The sequence below is a fragment of the Variovorax sp. LjRoot175 genome (genome assembly GCF_964253805.1).
Lineage (GTDB): Bacteria > Pseudomonadota > Gammaproteobacteria > Burkholderiales > Burkholderiaceae_C > Variovorax.
Genome location: NZ_CAXURY020000001.1, coordinates 3,265,266 through 3,291,640 on the forward strand (window position 1 = coordinate 3,265,266; position 26,375 = coordinate 3,291,640).

Annotated in this window: 25 protein-coding genes and 1 pseudogene; 11 read left to right on the plus strand and 15 right to left on the minus strand. The window is 64.4% G+C overall.

The features are described 5' to 3' along the window. Positions 1-9 precede the first annotated feature (9 nt). The 4 genes from ACSQ89_RS16270 to ACSQ89_RS16285 all read left to right on the plus strand — a co-directional run bounded on the left by ACSQ89_RS16270 (position 10) and on the right by ACSQ89_RS16285 (position 3,974). Complete coding sequence (locus ACSQ89_RS16270) at positions 10-1,038, plus strand: Bug family tripartite tricarboxylate transporter substrate binding protein (protein ID WP_436290132.1); 1,029 nt, start codon at positions 10-12, stop codon at positions 1,036-1,038. Between the two features lie 30 nt (positions 1,039-1,068). Further along, positions 1,069-2,040, plus strand: coding sequence for a Bug family tripartite tricarboxylate transporter substrate binding protein (locus ACSQ89_RS16275; protein ID WP_436290131.1), 972 nt, complete (start codon positions 1,069-1,071; stop codon positions 2,038-2,040). Positions 2,041-2,046: 6 nt separating this feature from the next. Further along, a complete protein-coding gene (locus ACSQ89_RS16280) occupies positions 2,047-2,811 on the plus strand; it encodes an SDR family NAD(P)-dependent oxidoreductase (RefSeq protein WP_436290130.1) in 765 nt (254 codons plus the stop codon). 86 nt (positions 2,812-2,897) lie between these two features. Then, positions 2,898-3,974 carry an alpha/beta hydrolase gene (locus tag ACSQ89_RS16285; protein WP_436290128.1) on the plus strand — a complete coding sequence of 359 codons (1,077 nt, stop codon included), beginning with the start codon at positions 2,898-2,900 and terminating at the stop codon, positions 3,972-3,974. 81 nt (positions 3,975-4,055) lie between these two features. On the opposite strand, the gene ACSQ89_RS16290 is transcribed toward ACSQ89_RS16285, so the two are convergent. After that, positions 4,056-5,489, minus strand: coding sequence for an aldehyde dehydrogenase family protein (locus ACSQ89_RS16290; protein WP_436290127.1), 1,434 nt, complete (start codon positions 5,487-5,489; stop codon positions 4,056-4,058). An 82-nt stretch (positions 5,490-5,571) separates the two neighbouring features. Between ACSQ89_RS16290 and ACSQ89_RS16295 the strand changes: the two genes are divergently transcribed. After that, a complete protein-coding gene (locus ACSQ89_RS16295) occupies positions 5,572-7,584 on the plus strand; it encodes an NAD(P)-dependent oxidoreductase (protein WP_436290126.1) in 2,013 nt (670 codons plus the stop codon). A 23-nt stretch (positions 7,585-7,607) separates the two neighbouring features. Next, complete coding sequence (locus tag ACSQ89_RS16300; protein ID WP_436290125.1) at positions 7,608-8,633, plus strand: amidohydrolase family protein; 1,026 nt, start codon at positions 7,608-7,610, stop codon at positions 8,631-8,633. A 24-nt stretch (positions 8,634-8,657) separates the two neighbouring features. On the opposite strand, the gene ACSQ89_RS16305 is transcribed toward ACSQ89_RS16300, so the two are convergent. Then, the gene (locus tag ACSQ89_RS16305; protein WP_436290124.1) at positions 8,658-9,050 is read right to left on the minus strand and encodes a DUF1330 domain-containing protein; all 393 of its coding nucleotides are present in this window, start codon (positions 9,048-9,050) and stop codon (positions 8,658-8,660) included. Positions 9,051-9,079: 29 nt separating this feature from the next. After that, positions 9,080-9,766: a putative quinol monooxygenase gene (locus ACSQ89_RS16310; protein WP_436290123.1), complete on the minus strand. Its 687-nt coding sequence runs from the start codon at positions 9,764-9,766 to the stop codon at positions 9,080-9,082. Positions 9,767-9,935: 169 nt separating this feature from the next. Here ACSQ89_RS16310 and ACSQ89_RS16315 point away from each other — a divergent pair, with 169 nt between their 5' ends. Further along, positions 9,936-10,892: an AraC family transcriptional regulator N-terminal domain-containing protein gene (locus ACSQ89_RS16315; RefSeq protein WP_436290122.1), complete on the plus strand. Its 957-nt coding sequence runs from the start codon at positions 9,936-9,938 to the stop codon at positions 10,890-10,892. Positions 10,893-10,943: 51 nt separating this feature from the next. Here the strand turns inward: ACSQ89_RS16315 and ACSQ89_RS16320 are convergent, their stop codons facing one another. Then, positions 10,944-11,681 (minus strand): SDR family oxidoreductase, encoded by a 738-nt coding sequence (locus ACSQ89_RS16320; RefSeq protein WP_436290121.1) that lies wholly within the window; start codon positions 11,679-11,681, stop codon positions 10,944-10,946. A gap of 159 nt (positions 11,682-11,840) precedes the next feature. Between ACSQ89_RS16320 and ACSQ89_RS16325 the strand changes: the two genes are divergently transcribed. After that, positions 11,841-12,281: a MarR family winged helix-turn-helix transcriptional regulator gene (locus ACSQ89_RS16325; RefSeq protein ID WP_436290120.1), complete on the plus strand. Its 441-nt coding sequence runs from the start codon at positions 11,841-11,843 to the stop codon at positions 12,279-12,281. Positions 12,282-12,312: 31 nt separating this feature from the next. On the opposite strand, the pseudogene paoC reads toward ACSQ89_RS16325, so the two are convergent. The 5 genes and pseudogenes from paoC to ACSQ89_RS16350 all read right to left on the minus strand — a co-directional run bounded on the left by paoC (position 12,313) and on the right by ACSQ89_RS16350 (position 17,516). Then, positions 12,313-14,522, minus strand: a pseudogene (gene paoC / locus ACSQ89_RS16330) (aldehyde oxidoreductase molybdenum-binding subunit PaoC). A gap of 5 nt (positions 14,523-14,527) precedes the next feature. Beyond that, complete coding sequence (locus ACSQ89_RS16335) at positions 14,528-15,478, minus strand: FAD binding domain-containing protein (protein WP_436290119.1); 951 nt, start codon at positions 15,476-15,478, stop codon at positions 14,528-14,530. Further along, positions 15,475-16,113: an aldehyde dehydrogenase iron-sulfur subunit PaoA gene (gene paoA, locus ACSQ89_RS16340; protein WP_436296285.1), complete on the minus strand. Its 639-nt coding sequence runs from the start codon at positions 16,111-16,113 to the stop codon at positions 15,475-15,477. Before paoA ends, ACSQ89_RS16335 begins: the two co-directional genes overlap by 4 nt. Positions 16,114-16,273: 160 nt before the next feature. Continuing rightward, positions 16,274-16,936, minus strand: a complete 663-nt coding sequence (locus ACSQ89_RS16345; RefSeq protein ID WP_436290534.1) for a carboxymuconolactone decarboxylase family protein — start codon at positions 16,934-16,936, stop codon at positions 16,274-16,276. Positions 16,937-17,036: 100 nt separating this feature from the next. After that, positions 17,037-17,516, minus strand: coding sequence for a (R)-mandelonitrile lyase (locus ACSQ89_RS16350; protein WP_436290118.1), 480 nt, complete (start codon positions 17,514-17,516; stop codon positions 17,037-17,039). Between ACSQ89_RS16350 and ACSQ89_RS16355 the strand changes: the two genes are divergently transcribed. The 3 genes from ACSQ89_RS16355 (at position 17,515) to ACSQ89_RS16365 (ending at position 19,854) form a co-directional block, all read left to right on the plus strand. Next, positions 17,515-17,697 (plus strand): hypothetical protein, encoded by a 183-nt coding sequence (locus ACSQ89_RS16355; RefSeq protein WP_436290117.1) that lies wholly within the window; start codon positions 17,515-17,517, stop codon positions 17,695-17,697. The two genes, ACSQ89_RS16350 and ACSQ89_RS16355, sit on opposite strands and share 2 nt — an antisense overlap. A gap of 198 nt (positions 17,698-17,895) precedes the next feature. Further along, on the plus strand, positions 17,896-18,945 hold the full coding sequence (locus tag ACSQ89_RS16360) for a PQQ-dependent sugar dehydrogenase (protein WP_436290116.1): 1,050 nt from the start codon (positions 17,896-17,898) through the stop codon (positions 18,943-18,945). 6 nt (positions 18,946-18,951) lie between these two features. Beyond that, entirely contained in the window at positions 18,952-19,854 is a 903-nt protein-coding gene (locus tag ACSQ89_RS16365) for a LysR substrate-binding domain-containing protein (RefSeq protein ID WP_436290115.1), read from the plus strand. 93 nt (positions 19,855-19,947) lie between these two features. On the opposite strand, the gene ACSQ89_RS16370 is transcribed toward ACSQ89_RS16365, so the two are convergent. The 6 genes from ACSQ89_RS16370 to ACSQ89_RS16395 all read right to left on the minus strand — a co-directional run bounded on the left by ACSQ89_RS16370 (position 19,948) and on the right by ACSQ89_RS16395 (position 26,371). Continuing rightward, positions 19,948-20,841, minus strand: coding sequence for a LysR family transcriptional regulator (locus ACSQ89_RS16370; protein ID WP_436290114.1), 894 nt, complete (start codon positions 20,839-20,841; stop codon positions 19,948-19,950). A gap of 312 nt (positions 20,842-21,153) precedes the next feature. After that, on the minus strand, positions 21,154-23,337 hold the full coding sequence (locus ACSQ89_RS16375) for a molybdopterin cofactor-binding domain-containing protein (RefSeq protein ID WP_436296286.1): 2,184 nt from the start codon (positions 23,335-23,337) through the stop codon (positions 21,154-21,156). Between the two features lie 17 nt (positions 23,338-23,354). Further along, entirely contained in the window at positions 23,355-23,819 is a 465-nt protein-coding gene (locus tag ACSQ89_RS16380; RefSeq protein ID WP_436290113.1) for a (2Fe-2S)-binding protein, read from the minus strand. A 34-nt stretch (positions 23,820-23,853) separates the two neighbouring features. Continuing rightward, a complete protein-coding gene (locus ACSQ89_RS16385; RefSeq protein WP_436290112.1) occupies positions 23,854-24,594 on the minus strand; it encodes an SDR family oxidoreductase in 741 nt (246 codons plus the stop codon). A 22-nt stretch (positions 24,595-24,616) separates the two neighbouring features. After that, complete coding sequence (locus ACSQ89_RS16390) at positions 24,617-25,648, minus strand: amidohydrolase family protein (protein WP_436290111.1); 1,032 nt, start codon at positions 25,646-25,648, stop codon at positions 24,617-24,619. A 27-nt stretch (positions 25,649-25,675) separates the two neighbouring features. Then, positions 25,676-26,371, minus strand: coding sequence for a type 1 glutamine amidotransferase domain-containing protein (locus ACSQ89_RS16395; RefSeq protein WP_436296287.1), 696 nt, complete (start codon positions 26,369-26,371; stop codon positions 25,676-25,678). Positions 26,372-26,375 lie beyond the last annotated feature (4 nt).

A 26,375-nucleotide genomic window follows, 5' to 3' on the forward strand; every position in this document is an offset into this window, starting at 1 on the left:
AGACAGACAATGAAGATCCAATGCCATGCGATAGTTCCTCGGCTCTTTCGACTCACGGGGGCGATTGTCCGCACCCTTGCCATGGCTTGCGCTGCCGCCCTTGTGGCAGGTGGTGCGCATGCTCAACAGTTCCCGTCACGACCGATCAAGATTCTGATCGGCTATGGCGCCGGCGGCGGGACCGACAGTCTCGCTCGCCTCTACGCGGCCAAGCTTCAGGAAGTCCTCAACACGCCCGTTGTCATCGACAACAAACCAGGTGCCTCCGAACTTCTTGCGGCGCAGCCAGTCATGAATGCCGCGCCGGATGGATACACGTTGTGGATCGGGACCGGCGGAGCGCTTGCGCAGAATCCTGGCGTTCGTCGGGACCTGCCCTACGACGTGCTCAAGAATTTCACGCCGATTGCGCTGCTTGCCGAAGCGGAAGCCGTGCTGATCCTGAAGCCTGGCGTCCCGGTGAGCTCGTTGCCTGAGCTGGTCGACTATGGAAAGGCCAACCCTGGAAAGCTCAACTACGGCTCCGGTGGCATCGGCTCAGGCAACCACCTCCAGATGGAATATCTGATCAGTGTGACGGGCGCGTCCTTCACCCACATCCCCTATAAGAGCGAAGCGGAGATCACGCGCGATGCAATGGCCGGCAATGTGGACTTGTCGATGATCACGGCGCAGTTCGCCGTCCCGCTCGTCAATGAGGGGAAGGTCAAGGCGATCGCGGTGACCGGAGCGCAGCGGCTCAAGTCGCTGCCGAACGTTCCCAGCGTTGCCGAAGCAGGCGGCTCGGCACTCAAGTCGATGGGTTCCTACACGTTCTTCGGGTTGATGGGACCGGCACGCATGCCGGCACCGATCGTGCAGCGACTCAACGAGGCTTTCAACAAGGTCTCGGCCATGCCGGAAGTCGATCAGCGGATGCGCGAGGTGATGTTCCTGCGACCCAAGGTCGCCCCACCCGAAGAGTATCGACAGTACCTCGAGCGCGAACTCGCCAAATGGCGTGAACTGAGCAAGACCGTGAAGATCGGTACGTCTTGAAACAGCAGCGGCATATCTGGAGTACTAAGCATGAATGATTGGCTTCGAGCCGCGGCTGCAGCTGCATTCGCCATGGTCGCGACGGCACCTGCCCTTGCAGCAGACCCGTTCCCGACCCGTCCTGTCCGCATCGTCGTCGCAACCGCGGCGGGCGGTTGGGGCGACAACACCACGCGCCTCGTGGCACAGAGAATGTCCGAGAACCTTGGACAGCCGGTCGTCATCGACAACCGCCCAGGCGCCGACAGTCTGGTGGGCATCCGACACGTCAAGTCCGCACCCGCGGATGGCTACACCCTGCTTTCGACCGGCGCCACCATCATGCTTCAGCCGGTGGTAAAGAAGGATCCTGGCTATGACTTGCTGAAGGACTTCACCGGCGTAGGGTCCATGGCACGCTCTCCGGCGATCATGGTGGTTGCGACGGACCGCCGCGAGAAGTCGCTGACGGAATTCGTGACGCAAGCGAAATCTCAACCGGGCAAGCTGAGCTACGGTTCCGCCGGCGTCGGCTCCGCGACCCACATCCCGGTGGAGATGTTCGTCCAGCAGGCGGGAGTACAACTGCTGCATGTGCCGTACAAGGGCAACGGAGCGGCAATGCCGGACTTGATTGCCGGGCGCGTCAGCATGCTGTTCGACGCCTACAGCAGCAGTGTCGGCAACCTCAAGGGCGGTCGGCTGAAAGCTCTTGGCGTGACATCGGGGACTCGCCTGCGGGCGCTGCCGGACGTAGCGACGTTCGCCGAGCAGGGCTTGCCGGGCTTCAGCTACTACTACTGGCTCGGCCTCTTCGCTCCCGCCGGCACGCCGCCGGATGTGGTGAATCGCCTTTCGACCGCATTGCGCGACGCGCTCGCGACCGTCGAGTTGAACGAGCGGATGCAGTCGGAAGCGACTGAGCCGATGGTGATGCCGCCGACGGAATTCAATGCCTACATACGGACTGAAGCCACCCGGCTGCACAAGTTCGCCACCGATCTTGGCTGGACCAAGGAGTAGTCGAAGATGAGCCGCTTTGATGAAAAGACCATTGTGGTGACTGGTGCCGGTAGCGGCATCGGCGCAGCCTGCGTTCGCCGCCTTCTTGCGGAAGGCGCTTCGGTCGTTGCGGCCGACGTGCGCATGGAGGACGTGGAACAGCTCGCCGCCGAGTTCAACGATGGCGGCCGCATTCTTGCCGCGCGCGTCGACGTGACCGACCGTGACCAGGTCGCCGGGCTGATCGCCAGCGCGGCCGCGCGTTTCGGACAGCTCTACGGCCTCGTCAACAGTGCCGGAATCCGAAGCGTGGGCAACGTACTCGATCTCGAGCCGGACGCCTGGCGCCGGGTGCTGTCGATCAACCTGGATGGCACGTTCAATGTCTGCCAGGCCTTCGCACGTGCGCTGCGCGACGCAAAGTCGCCAGGCGCAATAGTCAACATCACGTCCGGCGCCGGGATCGTGGGCATTCCCAATCGCCTCGGATACTCGGCGTCGAAGTTCGGCGTCTCGGGCATCACGAAGTCGATGTCCTTGGAGCTGGCCTCGCTGGGCATTCGCGTGAATGCAGTTGCACCGGGGATGATTCGCACCGCGATGACCTCGTCCATGTTCGAGGACCCGGAGAACGTCAGAAAAATTCGTGCCGCCCACCCGCTCGGCCGTGCGGGCGAACCGGAAGACATTGCCGCAGCGATTTGCTTTTTGCTCTCCGCCGACGCGGCCTTCATCACCGGGGTAGTCCTCCCTGTCGACGGAGGCAACACGGTGGGCATCCCGTCGTTCTAGTGCGGTGCGCCATGCGTGTCGCTCCAAAGATCGAACTGGAGGCAAGAACCACGAAGGAGACAAGCCCAATGAGGCTCCAGAGAAGCATGCTGCTGTTCGCCGCGGCCACGGCAATCTTGGCCGGCCAGGGTTGCGCAATCGACCCGGTGCGCAGTCCGCAGGTGCCGGTGGCGGCGGTAACCGATCAGAAGGCGGCCCGACAGATTCCCGCCCGCCTGATGCCGGTGCCCGGCACGGTGAGTCCGCAACTGCGCACGATGATCGCAGGCGGGCCTTCGCCGATCTGGAACGAGCATCCGAAGGGCACCGAAGAATGGCGGACCTGGGTGCAGCAGCGCGCCGAAGGGGCTGTCCGCGGTCTGCCGGCTCTGCGGCAGAAGCTCGAAGTGACGGTCGAGCCAAGCGTCATCGCTGGTGTCAAGGTGTTCACCGTCGCGCCGCGGGTGACCTCGCCGGAAAATCTCCGCCGCGTGCTGGTCCATGTTCACGGAGGCGGCTATGTGCTGAACCCGGGCGAGGCCGGCACCAACGAGGCAATCTTGATGGCCGGCTTCGGCCACTTCAAGGTGGTTTCCATCGACTACCGCATGCCGCCAGACCATCCGTACCCGGCTGCGTTGGACGATGCAATGGCGGTGTACAGAGAGGTCGTGAAATCGACCGACCCGAGCCGCGTGGCGATCTTCGGCACCTCCACAGGTGGCAGCATGGCACTGGCGATGGTGCTGCGCGCGAAGCGCGAGGGATTGCCGCTGCCCGCCGCCGTGGCCCCAGGAACGCCTTGGTCCGATATGACAAAGACCGGCGACAGCTACTTCACCAACGAGATGGTCGACAACGTGCTGGTCAGCCACGACGGTTGGCTCGGCGACGCCGCCGCCTTATACGCCAACGGTCATGATCTCAAGGACCCCCTGCTGTCGCCTGTGTACGGCGATCTCGCAGGCTTTCCACCGACCCTCCTGACGACAGGGACGCGCGACCTCTTCCTCAGCAACACAGTGCGCGTACACCGCAAACTGCGCGATGCTGGGGTCGTGGCAGACCTCGTGGTGTTCGAGGGCATGTCCCATGCGCAGTACATGTTCAACGCCGACGCGCAGGAGACCCGGCAACATTTCGCCGATCTGCGGACCTTCTTCGACCGTCATCTCGCACGGTGACACCGCACGCGCCAGCCGGTTCTAAGGCTAGTGCTGGACGTCGTGCCGCGCGAAGAGCCCCCACCTTCGGGGCAATCACGATCAGGCGCCTGCAGGTTCGTCGAAGCCGATCATCGATTTGACTTCCAGGTACTCCTCCAGACCGAATACGCCCATCTCGCGCCCGTTGCCAGACTGCTTGTACCCGCCCATGGGAGCCACGTAGTTGCTGGGCGCGCCGTTGAAAAAGATGCGGCCGGCGCGCAGCTGCGCTCCGATGTCATAGGCCTTGCGGCGGTCGGACGAGAAGACGTACCCGCCGAGGCCGTACGGTGTGCCGTTGGCGATCTCAATGGCTTGGGCCTCGGTGGCATAGGGAATCACCGCGAGGACGGGGCCGAAGATTTCTTCCTTGGCGATTGTCATGCTCGGGTTCACATTGGAGAAGATGGTCGGTTTGATGAAGAAACCGGCATCCAGACCCTCGGGTCGGCCAGCTCCGCCGCAAACCAGGTCGGCACCCTCGGCGAGCCCCATCTGGATATAGCTCTGCACGCGATCGAATTGGGCCTTGTTGACCACCGGCCCGAGGGTCGTGGCTGGATCTTGGGGGTCGCCGACGCGTATCTTGCCGGCCTCCTCCACCAGGAGAGCTCTCAGCTCATCAAGCTGTTGCTCATGGACAAGGATGCGCGTCGGCGAGTGGCAGGACTGCCCGCTATTGGAGAAGCCCCGCGCGATATTCCATTTCGCTGCGGCCGCGAGGTCTGCGTCGGGCAGGATGATGTTGGCGGACTTGCCACCCAGTTCCTGGCACACACGCTTCACGGTGGCTGCTGCTGCTTCCGCGACGAGAACGCCGGCTCGTGTGGATCCGGTGAAGGACACCAGGTCGATGTCGGCGTGCCGGCTGATCGCGTTGCCGACCGTCGGGCCATCGCCATTGACAAGATTGAAGACCCCAGGTGGGACGCCGGCCGCATGCATGACTTCTGCGAGACCCAAGGCGCTCAGTGGCGTGAATTCGCTGGGCTTCCACACCACGGTGCACCCCGCCGCCAGTGCGGCGGAGAGCTTCGTGCAGATCAGCTGGACCGGCCAGTTCCATGCTGTGATCAGACCGCAGACACCGATCGGCTCGCGCCGGACGAGGTTGGTACCGAGACGAGTCTCGAACTCGTACTCGCGAAGGGTGACGATGGCTTGGCGGAAGGCTTCGATCCCCGTGCGCGTGTGCGCCTTCATGCCGCGGGGAGCGCCCATCTCGAGGGAGACCGCGGCCATGATGTCGTCCTCACGCGCCTCGAATTCACTGACCACGCGCTCCAGCAACGCGATGCGCTCGGCCTTGGTCGTGTTGCTGAACGATGCGAACGCCTTGCGCGCTGCGCCGACTGCACGATCGACATCGTCAGAGCTTCCGAGGCTGACAGTCGCGTGGGGAGCCTCGGTCGCGGGATTGACCAGCGTGAAGCGAGCGGCGCCTGGTGCCTCCACCCATTGCCCGTCCAAGTAGAACATTCCGTAGTGATTCATGCATTACCTCTGATGTCTGTGTGTGAGCCGATGCCAACTGGAGCGCCGGCTGCAACACTCATGCCACGCGCGTCCGCCGCCGATGGGGCCCGAAGCGCCGCTGCGGAGGACATCAATGTCCTTGTGCAGGACACACATGTCCGCGTGGACGGGGCGCAGCAAGCGTGCAGAGGCCGGTACGCAATTTGCAGTTGCTCCCACAGGGTCCCTTGGGAGACTGGTATCTGCTTCAATCATCAGAATGGAATTCGCAATGACGGCCGTGCACGTGGGATACATCGGACTTGGCGCCATGGGGGGCGCGCTCGCGCGCAGGTTGGTCGGTACCTGTCGATTGCATGTGTGGGACCTCAACCCTCAGACTGCAAGCAGGTTCGAAGCCGCCGGAGCTGTGGTGGCGCCGACCGCCGCAGATGTCGCGAGGCAGTGCAAGGTCGTCCTGCTGTGCCTGCCCCGGAGTTCTGACGTTCATCAGCTAATGTTTGGCCCCGAGGGGATGGCAGAAGCACTTGCGCCGGGCTCCATCGTGATCGATCAGACAAGCGGCGTGCCCGAGGAGACGCGCGCCATTGCACGCGAGTTGGCTTTGCGCGGCGTTTTCATGCTGGACGCTCCGGTCGCCGGAGGCGTTGCTGCTGCAGACGAAGGCAGGATCACGATGATGGTGTCCGGACCACACTCGGCCTTCGAGCAGGTCGCACCCATCCTGAACGCCATCAGCCCGACAGTCGTGCGCTGCGGCGAGCGCCTGGGCGATGGACAGGCCATCAAGATGCTCAACAATGCGATGAACGCCGCATGCCGCCTCGCAACGCTTGAGGTCGTCGCCATGGGAAGGAAGCAAGGCCTCTCGCTGGCCGCGATGACGGAGGCCATCAACCAGAGCACGGGACGCAGCCGGATCTCTCAGGTCGCACTTCCGGCACTCTTGGCGGGCAAGCCCTCGAGCGATTTCGCACTGCCGCTCATGGTGAAGGACGTCGACCAAGCCATCCACCTGTCGATGAAAGCTGGAGCGCCAATCCCGATCGCCGGCGTCGCCCGGGCTCTGCTCCAGATCGGCGTCAACACCGTGGGGCCGAAGGCCCGCCTCGAAGACATGATCGGCCTCATCGAATCGATGGCAGCGACGCGGCTGAGAGATGACGTCGATCAAGTCGAGGTGCCTGACACCGCCGACGCGTCGGCCCAGCACCCCGTCATCGGCTATGTGGGCCTCGGTGCCATGGGCGGCGCCATTGCGCGGCGGCTCCTCGACAGCTCGTGCGAGGTTCACATCCACGACGTTCGCGCGGACGCTGTGCGGGACCTTGAAGCGGCCGGCGCCGTCGTCGCTCCCGACCTGCCTTCGCTGGCACGGGCCTGCGACGTGATCATGATCTGCGTGCCCACCTCCGCCGTTGTGCGGAAGGTGCTGTTCGGCAATGGTGGCCTCGGCGAAGGATTGTCCAAGGGCAAGATCGTGGTTGACCAGACCACCGGCGATCCGGCAGCCACCCGGGCCATGGCCGCTGAACTGGAGGCCCTTGGGGTCGCGATGATCGACGCACCCGTCTCAGGAGGACCGAAGGGCGCCGCGGAAGGAAAGATCGTCACCTTCTGCGGTGGACAGCAACAGGCCTTCGCCCGGGTGCGTGCGATCCTGCAGCGCACCGGCCCGACGGTCGTGTACTTCGGCCCCAGTGGAAGCGGCAACGTGGCAAAGCTGATCAAGAACACCCTGGGGGCGTGCAACCGCCTGATCGCCTACGAAACCGTTGCGCTCGGCGTCAAGATCGGCCTGAAGCTCGGCGACATGGAACGGGTCATCAACAAGAGCTCGGGATGGACGCAGGCCTTCGAACGCATCATGCCCGCCCTCGCCTCCGGCGGCCAGACGGCCCAGCTGCGGCTGGAGCTGATGGTGAAGGATCTGGACCTCGCTTGCCGACTCGGCATGGAGGCCGGCGCTCCGATGCTCATCGCGCACACCGTACGCAGCACGGTCGAGGCCGGCGCCAACGAGCTTGGAGGCGATGCCAACCTCGACGAACTCTCGCGGCTGTACGAAGCGAGAGCCGGCATCCGATTCGCAGATGCCGCGACCAAGAACTGAACCGCCCGTACCGAGCCACTGTCATGACAAACCTGCACCCCTACCCTCAGCTTCACGCCGGTCGCGATGAGCCGATCCTGGACCCCGAACTTGCGATCATCGACTCCGCGCATCATCTGTTCGACCGTCCTGCGCTGCGCTATATGTTCGAGGACTACCTCGCGGACGTCCGCGCGGGCCATCGAATCGTGGCGTCCATCTTTGTCGAAACGCTCGCTTTCAGCCGACCCGACGGACCGGAGCTGCTCCGGCCGCTGGGCGAGGTTGAGTTTGCGAACGGCATCGGCGCAATGAGTGCCAGTGGTGCATACGGCGACCGCCGCATCTGTGCAGGAATCATCGGCCATGCCGACCTCCGGTTTGGCGAGCAGGTCGGCGAACTCCTCGACCAGGCGCTCGCACGCGCACCCGAGCGCTTTCGCGGCGTGCGGCAGATCACGATCGAGGATGAGAGCGACGCGCCGTTCCGCTATGTCACGAATAGGCCGGCGCGCGGGATCATGAAGCATCCGAAGTTCCACGCGGGGTTCCGCGAAGTGGTCGCCCGCGGCCTGACCTTCGACGCCGCCGTGTTTCACCATCAGCTCGATGAAGTGGCGCAGCTCGCCGATGCATTCCCCGATGGCAGCATCGTGCTCAATCATGTCGGCCAGGCCATGGCCATGGACCTGGATGCCCGAGGACGCGCGGACGTGTTCGAGAAGCTGTGCGCCTCCCTGCGAGAGCTTGGTCGCCGGCCAAACATCACCTGCAAGATCGGCGGGCTCGGGTTGCCGTTCTGGGGCTTCGGCTTCGAGAAGCGGGCCGATCCGGTCGGGTATCTCGAGCTCGCCGCCGCATGGAAGCCCTACGTCGAGGCCGCGATTGAAGCCTTTGGCCCCGAGCGATGCATGATGGAGAGCAACTATCCGCCCGATGGCCGTGCAGCCGGATTCGTCCCCTTGTGGAATGCGCTCAAGCACATAGTCCGCGACGCGTCCGCGGACGAGAAGTCAGCGCTTTTCCGTCGCACCGCAGCACGGGTGTATCGCCTGTCTGTGCAGGATTGAAGCTCCGACCGTCCGAGCGCGCCTCTAGTTGGCAAAGCCTTCCATGATGAAGACCCGTGACTTCGCCGATCTGTGCCGGATCGGCATCAGTTCCCGGTACCTGGGCGAGTCGTACCAGGCCTGAGCCTGTTCCATGCTCGGAAACGCGATCATGATGAGACGCTTGGTGGGCTCGCCTTCCAGCGAGGCGACCTTGCCGCCGCGCACGACGTAGCGTCCGCCGAACGGCGCGAAGGTCGATTCGACTGCTGCGCCGTAGGGCTTGATGCCTTCCGGATCGGTGAGCTCGAATTCGGAGATGTAGTAGGCAGGTGGCTTGGTTCCGGGAACCGGCTGAGCGTGCAGGGCCTTTGCAGGCAAGCCGCCGATGAAGGCGGCGGTCGACAGCACGAACAGCAGAGATCGTTTCGACTTCATGAAAGTTTTCCTTGGCGTGACAGCGCGCCTCACCGTGCCTTCGCGCTCGCGGCGATGGATTCGGCCTCGAAAAGCCTGCGCGCCGTGATCATCGATTTGGTGAGGTCCACATACTTCTTGAAATGCGGCGATTCGATGTGCTGCCGGTAGGCGTTCTCGTCCGCATAGATCTCGAAGAACCGAAGATGGGACAGGTTGTCTTTCAAGGCTACCGAATAGATGGCCAGCACACCAGGTTCGGCGCGGATCGACGCTTCGATCTCCTCCGTTACGGCCGTCTTGTAAGCTTCGAGCTGTGCCGGGTCGATCTCCAGTTCGGCGATGCGCACAAGCGCTGTGGCGGGCAACTGCGGCTTCGAACCGAGCAGGATGGGCACGGTGTCGTACAGCTTGCGGGCCGTCATCATCTTTTCCGTGGTGGCGCGAAACTGCTGGAAATGCGGTGTCTGCAAATGGGCTCGATATGCGCCTGCATCCTTGTACACCTCGAACACACGGATGCGCGTCGGGTTGCCTGTTTCAGCCGCCGCATGGAAGGCCAGCACACCCGGTTCCAACCTGCGCGTCGCCTCCGCATTCTCACTAGCCGCTGCCCTGAATCCTTCCAGCTGCGCGGGATCGATTTCCAGGTCCGCCCAGCGCACGACGGGGCCCAGCGCTTCCTGAGCGCCGGCGGATAGACAAAGGCACAGCGTTGCCGCCGATGTGACCAACATCAAGAGTTGCCTAATATTCATGGGCTTTCACGCCTCCGAAATCGATGCGCCCATTATCGACGCCGCCACTCGTTTCGCACTAGACCAATTGCCTCGTGTTCTTGCCTATTCGTCCTGAAGATGCGACGGTCGGGCACTACGGCGGCGTTCCTTCACTACCATGCGTCGAATGAACAAGCGGAAGCAAACAAGTCGCTCCGAAGAGGCCGAACGGTTCGAGGCCGTGCGGTCGTCGCTGGCTGAACGCATCGCCCGGTGGACCGCCGGCGTCGAGCAGTTCGCCACTGGCAGCCCAGGCCTTACCCTCTACCGGCATGACGCGCCGACGGAGGCCATGAGCTGCATGCTCGAGCCGGCCATTGCACTCACCATTCAAGGCGCCAAACGTGCGCTGCTCGGCGACGATGTGTTTGCATACAACAGGCACAGGTTCCTGATTACGTCGCTCGACCTTCCGGTCGTATTGCGAACAGTCGAAGCCAGTCGCGAGGCCCCTTACCTGAGTCTGGTGCTGAGGTTGGACGAGCGTGCAATCGCAGAAGTGATGTTGCAAACCGAGCTGCCTCGACCCTCGCGCGAGCCGCCCAGTGGCCGGGGCATCAGCCTGGGAAAGACCACGACGGCGTTGCTCGAAGTGTTCGACCGCCTGGTAAAGCTGCTCGACGAACCCGCGGCCGTCCCCGTTCTGGCACCGCTCATCCGAAAGGAAATCTTCTATCGGCTTCTGGTCAGCGATCAAGGCGCGTTGCTGCGCCAACTCGCCTCGGCCGGCAGTCAGAGCCGTAGGGTCGCACGGGCCATCGACTGGCTGAAATCAAACTTCGCAGTGCCGCTGCACATCGAGGAACTCGCAGCACTCTCGCAGATGAGCACCTCCCGCCTTCATCACCACTTCCGTCAACTCACCTCGATGAGCCCGCTGCAATTCCAGAAGTTGCTGCGCCTGAACGAAGCGCGCCGGCTCATGCTCACAGAGCAGTTGGATGCATCCGCCGCTGCCTTCCAGGTCGGCTACCTCAGTCCGTCACAGTTCAGTCGCGAATACAGCCGGCAGTTCGGTGCGCCGCCGCGCCGCGACATGGAGCGCTTGTTGGATCTGTACCGTTCAGACGCCGAGGTTCACTGAGCCAAGTTCATAGGAGCCGAGTCGCACCGACTTGGAAGTGGCTGGATGGGCTCAACCCCCATTCATACGCTGGAACAGCGACTCGCCGTGCTGGCGGGTGTTGATCGACATGCCGACCAGCACTTCATCGCGGTCTTCGTCGAGGCGCGCCAACGCTTCACTCGCAAAAGCGTCCGGGCTCATCATCCCGGCGTTCTTTGTACCGTCGCTGCGAGCGTCGCCACCCAGGCCGGTGTCGACGATTGGAGGCACCATTTCCACGACCTTGACTGCGGTGTGGCGAAGTTGATGCCGCAAACTGAGAGTAAACGAGTGCAGCGCAGCCTTGGTTGCGCAGTACACGGGAACGTCGGCCATTGGCGCGAAGGCCAGTCCCGACGTGACGTTGACGATGACAGCCCGCTGTTGTCGACGCAGCAGCGGCAGCAGCTCACCGATAAGCTGCACCGGCGCAGTGAAGTTGATCGCAACCTCTTGTTCCAGGTCGTCCAACGCATGATCCCCGGTGAAGCTGCGGCGAGATTGGACTCCGGCATTGTTGAAAACGACGCTGAGGTCCGGGTGCTCGGCAGCAATCCAGTCGACCAGCTCCCTTCGACTCCCGGCGTTCGTGACATCGCAGATTCGCGTGATCAGCGCCGGCTCGATCGCTTGCGCGCGGGCCAGCGCCTCGGCCCCTCGGCCACAGACGATGACACGATTGCCACGCTGAAGAAGTCGTCGCGCAAGCGCCAATCCGATGCCGCTGGAGCCTCCGGTAATGAGGATCGTGCTATTGCTCAATGTCATGCTCTGGTCTTTTGAAACGGGCACGCCTGGCCCTTCGCCGTTGATGGCTGCCTGCTGTCATTCTGGTACGATCAAATGATGCCAATATGACACTATGTTGTCAACAACGCTTTATAGAGACGTATGACAAGAACAAGGCGAACCCCTTCCGGTGAAGCGATGGGCAGCTTGATGCTCGAACTGTTCAGGCTCAACAGCCGTCTGCTGACAGCCGGCGATCGGCTTGTCGCACCGCTCGGACTGACAAGCGCCCGCTGGCAGATTCTCGGCACCATCTTCAAGGGCGAGCACCCGCAGCCCGTGGCGTGGCTCGCTCGCAATCTGGGCGCCAATCGGCAAAACGTGCAGCGAATCGTCAACGACCTCGAGAAGGAAGGACTTGTCGCATTCGAGACCAACCCTCACCACCGGCGAGCGCAACTTGTGGTTCTGACTGACGGAGGAAGACAGGCCTATGCTGCCGCCATGGCTTTGCAAGCTCCTTGGATCAACAGCCTCTCGGACGGGATTGCGCTGGATGACATCAAGACGATGCAAAAGATCATGGCGTCATTGCGGCAGAAGCTGGAGCAAGACATGGAGGATGACGAGCAAAGCTGACCGTCGCGACCATGTCACGGCGACGAGCCACTCAGGCTTGGCCCGGCAACCGGTCCAGGAACTTGTCCAGCGTGATCGGATAGTCGCGCACTCGTACCCCGGTCGCGTTGTAGACCGCGTTGGCGATGGCTGCGGCCACGCCGCACAAGCCCAGTTCGCCGACGCCCTTGGCCTTCATCGGGGACATCGTGTTGTCCACCTCGTCGAGGAGATCACGTCCTGCTGCGGAATATCCGCGTGCACAGGTACCTCGTAGCCGGCCAGGTCGTGGTTGATGAAGCAGCCTGCATGCGGGTCCACCACCAGTTCTTCCATCAACGCCGCACCCGCGCCCATCACCATCGCACCAATCACCTGGCTGCGGGCGGTTTTAGGGTTCAGGATGCGGCCCGCAGCACACACGGCAAGCATGCGCCGAAGGCGGATCTCGCCGGTGAACGCATTAACGCCCAGTTCCACGAAGTGCGCGCCGAAGGTCTGGTGCGCGTACTGCTTGGGCAGGTCCCCGTAGGTCATCTCGTCCTGCGCCACGAGTTCGCCCTGCGCGGCAGCCTCCTTCAGCGGTACGCGGCGTTCGCCGGACTGCACGTGCCCGTCCGTAAAATCGATGTCGGCGGCAATGAAACCCAGCTTCTGCGCCACGGTCTCGCGCAGCTTCACGCACGCGGCGTACACACCGGAAGTCGCCGACGCTGCGCCCCACTGGCCGCCGGACCCAGGCGACTCCGGAAGGCGGCTGTCCCCGAGCCGCACGACGACCTGATCGAGGCCGACGCCCATCATCTCGGCCGCAGTCTGCGCAATGATGGTGTAGCTGCCCGTGCCGAGGTCCGTCATGTCGGTTTCCACGGTGATGACGCCATGGCGGTCCAACCGCACCCGTGCAGCGGATTTGGCGATCGGCGCACCACGGATCGCGGCCGCGGTGCCCATGCCGACCAGCCAGTGCCCGTCGCGCACCATGCCTGGCCTGGGCTGGCGCCGACTCCAACCGAAGCGCTCGGCGCCGAGGCGCAGGCATTCCACCAGTTGCCGCTTGGAGAACGGCCGTTGGGGCTCCTCGGGAGCAAACTGCGTATCGTTCAGGATGCGGAACTCGACAGGGTCGATGCTCAATTTCTCCGCCATCTCGTCCATTGCAATCTCTAGCGTCATCATGCCGGGAGCCTCGCCAGGCGCGCGCATGGCATTGCCCTCTGCAAGGTCGAGTACGGCGAGGCGCAGGCGGGTCATGCGGTTGGCGCCCGCGTACAGCCAGCGTGTCGACGCCGTGGCAGCCTCCGTGCGGCCGCCACGCAGGTTGCCGGACCAGCTCTCGTGCCCGATCACGGTGATCTTGCCGTCACGCCCCGCGCCGATGCGAATGCGCTGAATCGTGGCCGGCCGGTGTGTCGTGCTGTTGAACATCAGCGGCCGCGTCAATGCGACCTTCACCGGGCGTCCCACGGCGCGCGCGGCCAGCGCCGCGGCCACGGTATCGGCCAGCACGGTGCCCTTGCCTCCGAAACCACCCCCGATATAGGGCGCAAGCAAGCGGATGTTCTCCTTGGAGATTCCCAGGATCAAGCCCAGATCGCGCGCGCCCCAATTGAGCTGCTGGATCGGACACCAAACGGTCAGCTGGTCGCCTCGCCACACGGCGATGCTGGCGTGCGGCTCCATCATCGCGTGTGACTGGCCCGGCGTGGTGTAGGTCTCGTCCAGCATGACAGGCGCGGCAGCGAAGGCGCCCTCGAAGTCGCCGATGGCGCTTTGCGGCGGTGGCCCGAACGCCGCAGGCCTGGGTATGACGGCGAGGTCCTTGGCCGCAGCCAGCTCGAACGCGCCTTGCTCGCGTACGTAGCGTACGTCCAGCAGCGATGCGGCGGCACGCGCCTGCTCGAAGGTTTCGGCGACTACCACGGCGACGGCCTGTCCGTAGTGGTCGACAGCCGGGCCAGCCAGCGCACGGTCGACGTAGAACGCCCCGACGCCGAGCTTTCCCGCGTTGCGGGCAGTCACGATGGCGAGAACCCCTGGCGCTGCCCGGGCGCGCGACTCGTCGATGCTGGAGATCCGACCCTTGCCGATGGCCGCGCCCAGCACGAAGCCGTACGCAGGCTTGCCGCCGATGTCGCGATGCTCGTAGGCGTAGGTCGCGGTGCCGGTGGTCTTGAGCGAACCGTCGATACGGTTCACGGGTTGGCCCACCACCTTGAGGCGGTCGATCGGATTGCTGCCCGCAGGCGTGTCGAAATGCATGGGTCTTATCCTCTTGGCTGCGCCAGCACGGCGGCGATCGTGCGCGTGGCCAGCGGCAGTTTGAATGCGTTTTCCTCGGTCGGCTTGGCGCCGGCCAGCAACTGTTCCGCCACGGCCCCTGCACCGCGCGGCAACGAGGCATCGGCCGCCTCGACGCGCCAGGGCTTGGGCGCCACGCCACCCAATGCCACGCGACCCCTTCCATCCGGTTGAACGATCGCCGCCACTGCCACGAGCGCGAACGCATAGGAGGCGCGGTCGCGCACCTTGTGATAGATCTGTGTGCCGCCAACCGGCTTGGGCAACGTCACCGCCGTGATCAGCTCGGCAGGCTCCAACACAGTTTCCACATGCGGCGTGTTCCCCGGCAGGCGATGCAAGTCGGCTATCGGAATGGTGCGGGTCCGCCCATCGGGCCGCACTGTGTTGACCGATGCATCGAGCACCCGCATCGCGACCGCCATATCGCTCGGATGTGTGGCGATACACGCCTCACTGACTCCGAGAAGGCCCAATGATCGGCTGGAACCGTCGATGGCCGAACACCCGCTGCCCGGCATGCGCTTGTTGCAGGGCTGGTTGGTGTCATAAAAGTACGGACAGCGGGTACGCTGCAACAGATTTCCGGCCGTCGTGGCTCGGTTGCGAAGTTGCCCGGAGGCACCGGCCAGCAAGGCCCGCGACAACACGCCATAGTCCTTGCGTACGCGCGAGTCGGCCGCCAGGTCGGTGTTGCGAACCAAAGCGCCGATGCGCAAGCCACCCTCGGGCGTAGGCTCGATCTTGTCCAGGGGCAAGCCGTTGACATCAATGAGGTGCGCGGGCGTCTCGATCTGTAGCTTCATCAGGTCCAGCAGATTGGTGCCGCCTGCGATGAAGCGGCTCTCCGGATGCCGGGCGGCCAGTGTGGCTGCCTCGGCCGTAGTGCTCGCGCGCTGGTAGCTGAAGAGCTTCATGCGGCTCCTCCGACTTCGGTGATGGCGTCAAGGATGTTCGCATAGGCGCCACAGCGGCAGATGTTTCCGCTCATGCGCTCGCGCAGCTCTTGTGCGCTCAGCGACGGTGCCGATGTCAGGTCGGCTGTCGCGTGACTGGGGATGCCTTGCTTGATCTCGTCCAGGACGGCAACCGCCGAACAGATCTGCCCAGGCGTACAGTAGCCGCACTGGAAACCGTCATGCTTCACGAACGCCGCCTGCATGGGGTGCAATCGTCGGGGCGTTCCAAGCCCCTCCACCGTCGTGACGCTCGAGCCTTGGTGCATAACGGCCAGCGTCAGGCAGGAATTTAGCCGGCGGCCATCCACGATGACCGTGCATGCGCCGCACTGACCGTGGTCGCAACCCTTCTTCGTGCCGCTCAGCGCGAGGTGCTCGCGCAGCATGTCGAGCAATGTGGTGCGCGGATCCAACTGAAGGTCTCGGAGCTCGCCGTTCACGCGCAATTGCACGCTGTGCAGCGCGGCGGGCTGCATGTCGAGGGCGGGCTCCGGCGTGGTTGGCTGGGCTGCTATTTGCGTCGACACTGTGGCCCCGACGCCTACGAGGAGAAGGTCGCGGCGATTGATCGGGATGTCGTGGGGTGCGGCCATGTTGGCTCCTGTCATTTGGGAATCTCGATACGCACCGAACTCCGCTTTCGGAGCGCAGTCAGGGGACAAGCGCATCGATATGGATGGGCGGCGTGATCCTTCCGGAACGCCAACAAGCCCATTCGTCAGGCTCATCGGCGCCACTTTTTGCTTCTTCTTGTCAACTTGCCGGCTTGGTTGCCAGGTGACGCGCCAGCGCCTCACGCGCGCGCCGGGCGCTGTCTGCATCCACGCGATCGGCCAACACGCTGCCGAGCTGCTGCAGCTGCCGCGTCGACAGGCCCACGTTCATGCTGATGCGGATGTGCGACTGCAGCTGCGACTCGACACCCGGCAGTGCGGCCAGCATGCTGACGGTAGCCACCTCTCGGCTTTGCCAGTCGAGGTTGTCGCGTTCGAAGATGTCGCCGAACAGATGCGTCCGAAGATATTCGTTCGCGACGGGCGCAAAGTCGAACAGCGCCCCCTGAACCGGCGCACCCGACAGCTTGGTTTGATTGGCGGTGCCTGCGGCCAGCAGGGCATCACCCTTTGGGATGGGGCGGCTGGGCGCGCGACCCGGGGCATCCTGCACACCGCGCTGCTTGCGCGCCTCGACGACCTTCATCAGCTCCGTCAGCGCATTGAGGCTGCGCGGGAAGCCGGCGTAGGCGTAGAGCTGCACCAGCACCTCCTTGGCCTCGCTGATGGTCAGGCCGCCATCCAGACCATGGTTCAAAGCCGCGTTCAGTTTGGCAATGTCGCCAGCGGCCGCGAAGGCCGCGATGGGAACGATGGCCTGGTGTGTGGCCGACAAGGTTTCGGACTGGGGTGTACTGGTCATGCTGGCTGGCTCCTGCTGGTTCTGAGATGCATGGCTGACCGAGACTGCTAGCCCCAGGGTCAGAGTCAGGGCCAGGGCCATGGCAGCCACCGTGCTGCGCTTAGCGTGCGTTGTATTGCTCATCGCTTACTTTCTCCATCCATTCGACGTTCTTGCCGTTCACTGTGCCGGTCACGGCCAGGTGGCTCATCGCGGTGGTCGGCGCCGCGCCGTGCCAGTGCTTGACACCCGGTGGACACCAGACCGTGTCGCCCGCGCGGATTTCCTGCACGGGCTTGCCCCATTCCTGCGTCAGTCCTACACCCGACATCACCACCAGTCGTTGGCCCGCGGGATGGGTATGCCAGGCCGAGCGCGCGCCAGGCTCGAAGGTCACCATGCCGCCCGAGGCGTTGATCTGCGCATTGGCGGGCCACACCGGGTCGACTCGAACACGGCCTGTGAAGTAGTCAGCCGGGCCGACCGCCGAGGGCTGGCTCCCCGCGCGCGTGACCTGCTGGGCGGCAGCGGGCTGCGGTTCGACGGCGCCAGCCTGGAGCGACACGGCGCACATCGCGGCGCAACACAAGGATGATTTCATGCAGAAGACCTTTCAGGTTGATGGGTGCAGCGCCTGGTCGCGCTACCGTGCGCACCAGCAGGTTGGCAGTAGCCTCATCGAGCGACGTTCAGTTCCAGCCAAGCCTGCCACACGACACGGTCACGAGGTCGCCCCCATTTGCTCGATCATCGTGACGCTGCGCCTCATTGCCGTTGACTGAGACCAAGCGTAAGCGGGCAAACCCGCAATGACTAGCCACCCTGATCTGCATGCACTTATCAAACTGGCACATGAATCGCGAGCGGTATTCCTACGGCACATCATCCCGGGCGGCGAATCGGATTGATGAACGGAGACGATAAGCCCATGCGGCGCAGCAGTCTGGTCGGGATGCCAGGGCACGCCTAGACTTGACGTCATGAAAACCGACTTCCTGCTCGGACTGCGCAACCTGACTGCACTGCTGCTCGCGTTGCCGGGCCTGCCTTGCACGGCTGCGGGTACTGGCACCTGGGTTCAGCGAGTCATCGCCAGTGACCTCGTCTATCCCTGGAGCATCGTGCGCTCCGGCGACGCGCTGCTGATCACCGAGGTGGCTGGGTCCGTCGTGACGGTGCGCGACGGCAAAAGCACCAGGCGCACCGTGCAAACCTCCTCGCCCATCGTGCACGAGGGCGGCAGCGGGCTGCTGGGCATGGCGCTGGCGCCGGACTTCGAGCGCAGCGGCACAGCCTACCTGTATCACAGCTACCGCAGCGGCACGGGTCTGGCCAACAAGCTCGTACAGGTGCAACGCGAGAACGATACCTTTCGCGAGACGCGCGTGCTGCTGCAGGGCATCCCGGGACACACGCTGTACAACGGCGGTCGCATCGCGATCGGCCCCGATGGCCACCTCTATGTCGCCACAGGCTGGGCCCACGAGGAGGCGTATGCGCAAGACCTGCGCAGCCTGGGCGGCAAAATCCTGCGACTGCGGTTGGACGGCGGCGTGCCGGCCGACAACCCGTTCGCCGGCTCCTACGTTTGGTCGTACGGCCACCGCAATCCGCAGGGCCTGGCATGGAGCGCGGACGGCCGACTGTTCGTCGCGGAACACGGACCCTCGGGCCACGACGAGATCAATGTCATCGTGCCGGGCGGCAACTATGGCTGGCCACGCGCATTGGGCGACCAGCGCTCCTCCGGCGTAACGCCGCCGCTGGTGCACTCGGGTACCCAAACCTGGGCACCAGCTGGCATCGCGTTCTTCAAAGGGCAACTGATGGTCGCGGCGCTGCAGAGTCGGGGCATGCACCAACTGGTCGTGGCCGACAAGACGATGCCGCTGGTCTTCTCTTCGAACGACCGCCTCAGGGACTTGCTGCCAGTTGGCGATGCGTTGTATGCCATCACCACCAACACCTCGCCACGGGCCAGCCGCTCGGCCGGACCGGACCGGCTGCTGCTGTTGACGCCCGCGCCTTGAGGCCGCATGCCGCGCGACGACTTCAACGATCTGCTCGCGTTCCTCTCGGTGGCGCGCGAGCGCAGCTTTACGCGCGCGGCCTCCAAGCTCGGCGTTTCGCCATCGTCGCTGAGCCACAAGATCCGCGGGCTGGAAAGCCGCATGGGCGTGCGCCTGCTGACCCGCACCACTCGCAGCGTAGTGCCGACCGAAGCGGGCGAGCGGCTGATGGCGACAGTGGAGCCGCAGTTCGATGCGATCGAAACTGAACTGGAAGCCCTGGCCGAGTTCCGGGACAAGCCGGCCGGCACCGTGCGCATCACCGCGGTCGACACGGTAGCGGACCTGTTCATCTGGCCGCGGCTCGCACCGCTGCTGCAGCAGTACCCCGACATCAAGCTCGAGATCGACACCAGCTACCGCATGGTCGACATCGTCGAGGAGCGTTACGACATTGGCGTTCGCACCGGCGAAGCCATTGCCCGGGACATGGTGTCGGTGCGCATCACGCCGGACTTCCGGCGCATGATCGTCGGTGCGCCGGCCTACTTCGAAAGCCACCCGGTGCCGCAAACGCCGCAGGACCTGCTGCAGCACAACTGCATCACGCTGCGGCTGGCGACGCGCGGCGGCCTCTTTGCCTGGCCGCTGGAGCATCAAGGCCAGGCGGAACGCGTGCAGGTGCAGGGGCAGCTCACGTTCAACGGCATCTATCAGATTCTGCAGGCCGCACTGGATGGCTGCGGACTCGCTTTCACACCGGAGTACCTGGCGCGGCCGCACCTGCAGGCGGGTCGCCTGCGCTGCGTGATGGAGGAATGGTTTCCGACCTCGCCAGGCTTCTTTATGTATTACCCAAGCCGCCGTCAGAAGACGCAGGCGGTGGCCATGGTCATCGACGCCCTGCGCTTGCGCGACGGGCCCGGTTGAGCGGCGACACGCGCCGCGGAATCGTTTGGATTTCGGGCATGCGCGTGCGCCCTACTCTGCTGGGCACGCCGCGCGGCACGCAGGCGGGAGGCCTCAGGCGCGGTAGCGCAGCGCGTCGACCACCAGCGCCAGCGTCCGCGTCGACTGGCGCCGGCTCGGGTAATAGGCATGCAGTCCCGGGAAGACCGGACACCAGTCCTGCAACACGACCTGCAAGCGGCCTGCCTGCAGGTGGGGCCAGGCCAAGTCTTGCGGCACGAAGGCAAGGCCGCAGCCGCTCAGCGCCGCGTTCAGCATCTGGTAGGCACTGTTGAAGGTCGCCTGCCCGCCTACTTGCACCTGCAACTCGCGCGTGCCGTTTTTGAGCTCCCAGGCGTACAGGCCGCCACTGGAGGCCAGGCGCAGGGTGATGCAGTTGTGAGCGAGCAATTCCTGCGGCGTGGCCGGCACGCCGCGCTCCGCCAGGTAGCCGGGCGCGCCAACGATCACCATCTGCTGGTCGGGCGCGAGGCGCACGGCGATCATGTCCTTGGCCACTTGGTCGCCCCAGCGCACGCCGATGTCGAAACGCTCGGCCACGATGTCGACCATGCGGTAGTCCGCGTTGATCTCGATGTTGAGGTCGGGGTACTCGGCAACCAGCGGCCTCAGCCGGGGCCAGAGCACGGTGTCCACCGCGTGGTCGACTGCCGTGATGCGAATGGTGCCGGCCGTCTTGGCGCCGAGTTCCCTGACTGCGGCCACTTCGGTTTCGATTTCTAGCAGCCGTGGCGCCACCGTCTGCAGCAGGCGCTCGCCAGCCTCGGTGGGCGCCACGCTGCGCGTCGTGCGCGTCAGCAGGCGCACGCCCAGGCGGGTCTCCAGGGCACGAATGGTGTGGCTCAGTGAAGACTGGGACACGCCGAGCTTGGAAGCCGCACGTGTGAAACTGCGCTCGCGAGCCACGGCCATGAAGGCCAGCAGGTCACTGATCGAATCACGTGTCATCTAATCCTAGGTTCGGTGACGCGGCATTCTGCCACCGCCCCAACACTTCAACTGCCGAGCGATAGTGCCTCGATCTGCCCGCCGGTACCGAAGAGGGAGCGGCCCCTGGCCTAGCGCACGACCACGATATCTATCTATCTCTGTAGGCTCAGGATCACTCCGCAATGCGACACCGCGCCGTGATCGACGTTGGAACTGACACTGACGCTGCGACCACTGAGCACGAAGTCGGCGAGGGTTAAGGCACGCAGTGCCGCGCGGACACCAGGCATCAAGTCTTCCGTCCGCTGCGGGCCGCGATTGGGTACGCCGTCATGCCTTCAACTCGTCGGCGCGGATCGGCAGCCTTCGCACCCGCTTGCCGGTCGCTGCGGCGATCGCATTTGCGACGGCGGGCGCGACAGGAGGGACGGCCGGCTCACCCATCCCGCTGGGCGCTTCCGCGGACGACACCAGATGGACCTCGACTTTCGGCATCTCGTTGATCCGGATTGGCGCATAGTCGTGGAAGTTGGACTGCGCGACGATGCCGTCTTTCAGCGTGATCTCGCCGTAAAGGGCCGCCGACAGCCCGAAGCCGATCGAGCCCTCAACCTGCGCACGCACGTTGTCGGGGTTGATCGCGATGCCGCAATCGACCGCGCTGATGATGCGATCGACCTGCAAACTACCGTCGGGCTTGACCGTCACCTCGGCCACGTGCGCGACCCAGGAGCCGAAGGACTCATGCACAGCCACGCCGCGGCCATGCCGATCGCCGGGTGCGCCGGGGGCCAGCGGCGTGCCCCAGCCGGCCTTCTCAGCGGCGAGTTTCAGGACAGCGGCATGCCGAGGGTGCTTCTCCAACAGCGACAGCCGGAACGCCACGGGATCACGTCCGGCGCCGGCGGCCACTTCGTCGATGAAAGTCTCCGTCGAAAAGGCCGTGTGGGTCGAGCCCACCGCGCGCCACCACAACACCGGTACCGAGATGTCGAGGGGCGTGTGCAGGTCAACCTGGACGTTCGCAATGGCGTACGGCAGGTTGGCTGCTCCTTCGACCGACACCGGATCGATGCCATCCCTGATCCTTCTCGCGAGAGGTGTGCCGGCCAGTATGGATTGGCCAACGAGCCGATGACGCCAACCCGTCAGGCGTCCCTGTGCATCCAGTGCTGCTTCGAGCGCATGGTGGAACGCCGGTCGGTAGTAGCCGCCCCGCATGTCGTCCTCGCGTAGCCACACGAGCTTGACCGGTGCACGACCGCCGATGGCCCTCGCGATGTTCACGGCTTCGAGCACATAGTCCGATGCCGTGCTGGCCCTTCGGCCGAAGCTGCCGCCGGCATAGAGCATGTGGATGGTCACCTGCTCCGGCCTAAGGCCCAGCAGCGCGCTGATGCTGGTTTGATCGGTCGTGTGGGCCTGCTCGCCGTTCCAGATCTCGCATCCGTCCTTGCCCAGGCGCACGACGCAGTTCATCGGCTCCATCGACGCATGCGCGAGATACGGAAAATCGTAGGCGGCCCGCAGCACGCGTGCCGGAGCCGCAAACGCCGCATCGGGTTCACCATCCTTGCGCGCGATGGCGCCCGGCGATTTCGCGAGTTCGCGATAGCGCTGAAAAATCTGGTCTGACCCCTGCTTGAACGCGGCAGAGTCGTCCCACTCCACTTGCAGCACGTCCCGACCCTTCTTGGCGCTCCAGGTGTCCTTGGCCAGAACCGCCACGCCGTTGGGAATCTGGACCACGTCCACGACGCCTTTTACCGCCTTGGCCTGGGTTGCGTCGAAGGACTTGACCTTGCCGCCGAAGCGCAGCGGATGCGCCACGACGGCCGTCAGCATGCCGGGCAGGTGCACGTCCTGCGTGAAGCGTGCGGTGCCGTTGGTCTTCTCACGTGAATCCTTGCGCAGGACGCGTTTGCCGATGAGCTTGAAGTCCTTTGGATCCTTCAGCCGGGCGTCGGTCGGTACCGGCTGCTGGGCCGCCGCCTGCGCGAGTTGACCGAAGCTGGCCTTGCGCTTCGATCGCGCATGCATCACGACCCCGTCGCTAACGCTGAGTTCCTCGGCCGGCACCTTCCACTGCTGCGCCGCGGCAGCCACCAACATGGAGCGTGCCGATGCCCCTGCGCGGCGCAGCTGATCCCACGAATTCGCCATGGCCGTGCTGCCGCCGGTGGCCTGCACCGGCCCCATGCGGAGGTTGTTGTAGCGCTTGGCGTCTGCCGGCGCGCCCTCCACGCGGACTTGCGACCACGCCGCGTCCAGTTCCTCGGCCACGATGGTGGCCAACCCCGTGTACGTGCCCTGCCCCATCTCCAAGTGCTTGGAGATCACGGTGACTGTGTTGTCGATGCCTATGCGAACAAAGGCATTCGGCTCGAAGGCCTGGGCATCGGCGCCGGTCGCAGCGCTCTGCACTTGAGGCAAGTAGACGGCGAGCGTCAGCCCGGCGGCACCGTGCAGGAAGCGGCGACGACTTTCGTTTTCGATACGAATGGTGTTCGTCATGATGGTGTCTCCCCGGCTCAGGCCAATGACTGGGCAGCTTCGTGGATGGCCGTCCGGATGCGGACATAGGTCGCGCAGCGGCAGAGATTCCCGGCCATGGCACCGTCGATGTCTGCGTCTGTCGGTTTACGGTTCTTTTCAAGCAGCGCCACGGCACTCATGATCTGGCCAGACTGGCAATAGCCGCACTGCACGACGTCAAGGCGCTCCCAGGCCGCCTGCACCGCGTTGGCCACGCGTGCAGGGCCCACGCCTTCAATCGTGGTGATTTTCTTGCCAGCAACCGTAGACACAGGCGTTACGCAAGATCGGATCGGATTGCCGTCCATATGCACCGTGCACGCACCACAAAGGCCCATGCCGCAGCCGTATTTCGTACCGGTGAGTTGCATGGTGTCCCGTAACGCCCACAGCAACGGCGTGTCCGGATCCGCATCGATCTGCGACGTCTTACCGTTTACCGTGATCTTGATTGCTGACATTTCCGATTCTTTCCTTCTTCTGAGCGATCGATGCTCAGAATTCCTGTCGTGTCGGGCGAAAGAGGATTTCGTTGATATCTACTTCTTCAGGCTGGCTGATGGCGAACAGCACGCAGCGCGCGAAGCTGATTGGGGGAATGGCGTTGCGCTCGTAAAACGTCTGCATGGCCTGCGCCATACCTTCGGCCTTGGTGGAGGCTGGCAGTTCAGTGTCCACCGCGCCTGGCGAGAGGATGGTGGAGCGGATGTTGTAGGGCTTGACCTCTTTGCGCAAACCTTCGGAAATGGCGCGCACGGCGAACTTGCTCGCGCTGTAGACCACTCCGCCGGCACTTACGAGGTGACCGGCCACCGATGAGACGTTGATGATCTGTCCGCTCTTTTGCGCTTTCATGTGAGGCAGCGCGGCGGCAATCCCATGGAGCACGCCCTTGATGTTGACGTCGATGGTCTGGCTCCACTCGTCCACGCGCAGCATCTCCAGGGGCGAGAGCGGCATCACCCCGGCATTGTTGAGCATCACGTCGACGCGGCCGTGTGCCTCGACGGCGCGAGCCACCAGCGCCCGGACCTGTGCGTGATCGGTGACATCGGTTTGCACGATGCTCTCGGCGCCCAGGCCGAGTTCCTCTGCCAGGGCCTGCAGGCGAGCGAGCCGTCGCGCGCCCAGAACAACCTTGGCGCCGGCCCATACGAGATGTCGCGCCGTTTCTGCGCCCAAGCCGCTGCTGCCGCCGGCAATGACGACAACCTTGTTTTCGATTCCTTGCATCATGCTGTTCTCACTTGAGGTTGGATCACAGGCCCAAGAGGCGCTCGGCGTTGCCATGGGCAATGAGGCCCTTGTCCGCTTCGCTGACGGGCAGGCGATCGATGAAGGCTCGCGCGCCATCCAGGCTCTGGTAGGGGTAGTCGATCGAGTACAGAATGCGCTCCCCCCCCATCAGCGCGTGTATGAACTGGAAGTGCGGCAGTGTGAGCATGCCGCTGGGCGACACGTACACATGCTCCCGGTAGGTCTGCACGATGGGACGCCGAAGGCCCGAAGCCTCCTGCGGGATGGAGTCCTCCAGCCTTTGCAGGAAGAATGGAACCATCTCGCCCCAATGACCACTGAGGACCTGCAGCCCGGGGTGGCGGTCGAAGGCGCCCGCGAGCAGCATGCGCACGACCTGGATGCCGGCTTCGTTGTGCCAGCCCCAGGCGAACATGGCGAGCCGCGCGCTGAGCTCGCGCTCGAGACCGCCATAGTACGGACCCTGCACGGCGGGCAGAGGCAGACCGGGGTGGACGTACAGCGGCACCTTCAACTCGCTGAAGGCCGCAAGGATCGGTTCGTAGCGCGCATCGTCCAGGAACGTGTCTCCGGGGCGGCCATTGATGAGCGCGCCCTTGAGTCCGAGTTCCTTCACCGCCCGCTCCAGTTCGCGCGCGGCCGCCTCGGGCGCTTGCCAGGGCAGCGTTGCAAAACCTGCGAAGCGCGTGGAATGCGCTTGCGCCGTTTCGGCCAGCTTGTCGTTGGCGGCGCGGTTCAGGTCGATGGCCTGCGCGGCGGGCAGCAGTTGGGGGAAGCCTCCATAGGAAAGCACTTGCATGTCGATGCCGGCCGCATCCATGTCAGCCAGGCGCGCAGCGCCCATGTCCAGCCCTTTGCGAGCGGACTCGCTGGGCGCAATGACATGTGGGCGGCCCGGATCGGCCACGTTCTGGCCGTCCACCACCCGGCTGCCCCAGTCGGCAAAGTAAGGGGCCTCGGCGCGCACCAGACCCTGGGTGGCCCCACCGATGGCACGGTCGAGCACGTGCTCTTCGACACAGATCAGCTTCACGCTATTCCCCTGGATGCTTCAGTGGGCTCATGCCAACAGCGCGTCGCGCAGCGCGATGCCCAGGCTCGCGGCGGACTGCGGGTTCTGGCCGGTGATGAGCCGTCCGTCAACGACCACGTTGTCGGCCCAGTTGGCGGCGTTCTGGTGGTGTGCGCCGCGTTCTTCGAGCGTGGACGCCAGCAGGAAAGGCACGACATGCGTGGACTGCACCTCCTCTTCCTCGCCATTGGTAAAAGCAGCCACCCGCTTGCCTGCCACCAGCAGGCTGCCGTTGGCGCGGCGCGCATTGACCAAGGCCGCCGGGCCGTGGCACACCGCCGAGACGATGCCGCCGGCCGCGTCTATCTCGCGGATGGCCTTTTGCGCGGCGGCGCTGTCGGGGAAGTCCCACATCGTGCCATGGCCGCCCGCAAAGAAGATGGCCGAGTAGCGCGAGGGGTCCACGTCATCGAGGCACAGCGTGTGGGAGATGGCATGGCGGAAATCGGCATCGGCCCAGTAGCGGGCAATGACCGGGTCCTTCATGTCCTCGAGCCCGTCCAGCGGCGCATCGCCACCGAGGATGGAGGCGAACTCCACGCGGATGCCCGCTGCCTGCAACTTTTCCAGCGGATGGGTGACTTCGGCCAGGTTGTAGCCGGTGGGAATACCCGTCGCGCCCTTCACAGCGTTGCTGCTGACGACGAAGAGGATGGGCTTGAGTTCGGAAGCTTGCTTGGTCATGATC

Excerpts from the sequence above, each read along its gene's own strand:
- ACSQ89_RS16270 (WP_436290132.1), top strand. The coding sequence starts at position 10 with ATGAAGATCCAATGCCATGCGATAGTTCCTCGGCTCTTTCGACTCACG.
- ACSQ89_RS16275 (WP_436290131.1), top strand. The coding sequence starts at position 1,069 with ATGAATGATTGGCTTCGAGCCGCGGCTGCAGCTGCATTCGCCATGGTC.
- ACSQ89_RS16280 (WP_436290130.1), top strand. The coding sequence starts at position 2,047 with ATGAGCCGCTTTGATGAAAAGACCATTGTGGTGACTGGTGCCGGTAGC.
- ACSQ89_RS16285 (WP_436290128.1), top strand. The coding sequence starts at position 2,898 with ATGCTGCTGTTCGCCGCGGCCACGGCAATCTTGGCCGGCCAGGGTTGC.
- ACSQ89_RS16290 (WP_436290127.1), bottom strand. The coding sequence starts at position 5,489 with ATGAATCACTACGGAATGTTCTACTTGGACGGGCAATGGGTGGAGGCA.
- ACSQ89_RS16295 (WP_436290126.1), top strand. The coding sequence starts at position 5,572 with ATGGGGCCCGAAGCGCCGCTGCGGAGGACATCAATGTCCTTGTGCAGG.
- ACSQ89_RS16300 (WP_436290125.1), top strand. The coding sequence starts at position 7,608 with ATGACAAACCTGCACCCCTACCCTCAGCTTCACGCCGGTCGCGATGAG.
- ACSQ89_RS16305 (WP_436290124.1), bottom strand. The coding sequence starts at position 9,050 with ATGAAGTCGAAACGATCTCTGCTGTTCGTGCTGTCGACCGCCGCCTTC.
- ACSQ89_RS16310 (WP_436290123.1), bottom strand. The coding sequence starts at position 9,766 with ATGTTGGTCACATCGGCGGCAACGCTGTGCCTTTGTCTATCCGCCGGC.
- ACSQ89_RS16315 (WP_436290122.1), top strand. The coding sequence starts at position 9,936 with ATGAACAAGCGGAAGCAAACAAGTCGCTCCGAAGAGGCCGAACGGTTC.
- ACSQ89_RS16320 (WP_436290121.1), bottom strand. The coding sequence starts at position 11,681 with ATGACATTGAGCAATAGCACGATCCTCATTACCGGAGGCTCCAGCGGC.
- ACSQ89_RS16325 (WP_436290120.1), top strand. The coding sequence starts at position 11,841 with ATGGGCAGCTTGATGCTCGAACTGTTCAGGCTCAACAGCCGTCTGCTG.
- ACSQ89_RS16335 (WP_436290119.1), bottom strand. The coding sequence starts at position 15,478 with ATGAAGCTCTTCAGCTACCAGCGCGCGAGCACTACGGCCGAGGCAGCC.
- paoA (WP_436296285.1), bottom strand. The coding sequence starts at position 16,113 with ATGGCCGCACCCCACGACATCCCGATCAATCGCCGCGACCTTCTCCTC.
- ACSQ89_RS16345 (WP_436290534.1), bottom strand. The coding sequence starts at position 16,936 with ATGACCAGTACACCCCAGTCCGAAACCTTGTCGGCCACACACCAGGCC.
- ACSQ89_RS16355 (WP_436290117.1), top strand. The coding sequence starts at position 17,515 with ATGCAGAAGACCTTTCAGGTTGATGGGTGCAGCGCCTGGTCGCGCTAC.
- ACSQ89_RS16350 (WP_436290118.1), bottom strand. The coding sequence starts at position 17,516 with ATGAAATCATCCTTGTGTTGCGCCGCGATGTGCGCCGTGTCGCTCCAG.
- ACSQ89_RS16360 (WP_436290116.1), top strand. The coding sequence starts at position 17,896 with ATGAAAACCGACTTCCTGCTCGGACTGCGCAACCTGACTGCACTGCTG.
- ACSQ89_RS16365 (WP_436290115.1), top strand. The coding sequence starts at position 18,952 with ATGCCGCGCGACGACTTCAACGATCTGCTCGCGTTCCTCTCGGTGGCG.
- ACSQ89_RS16370 (WP_436290114.1), bottom strand. The coding sequence starts at position 20,841 with ATGACACGTGATTCGATCAGTGACCTGCTGGCCTTCATGGCCGTGGCT.
- ACSQ89_RS16375 (WP_436296286.1), bottom strand. The coding sequence starts at position 23,337 with ATGACGAACACCATTCGTATCGAAAACGAAAGTCGTCGCCGCTTCCTG.
- ACSQ89_RS16380 (WP_436290113.1), bottom strand. The coding sequence starts at position 23,819 with ATGTCAGCAATCAAGATCACGGTAAACGGTAAGACGTCGCAGATCGAT.
- ACSQ89_RS16385 (WP_436290112.1), bottom strand. The coding sequence starts at position 24,594 with ATGATGCAAGGAATCGAAAACAAGGTTGTCGTCATTGCCGGCGGCAGC.
- ACSQ89_RS16395 (WP_436296287.1), bottom strand. The coding sequence starts at position 26,371 with ATGACCAAGCAAGCTTCCGAACTCAAGCCCATCCTCTTCGTCGTCAGC.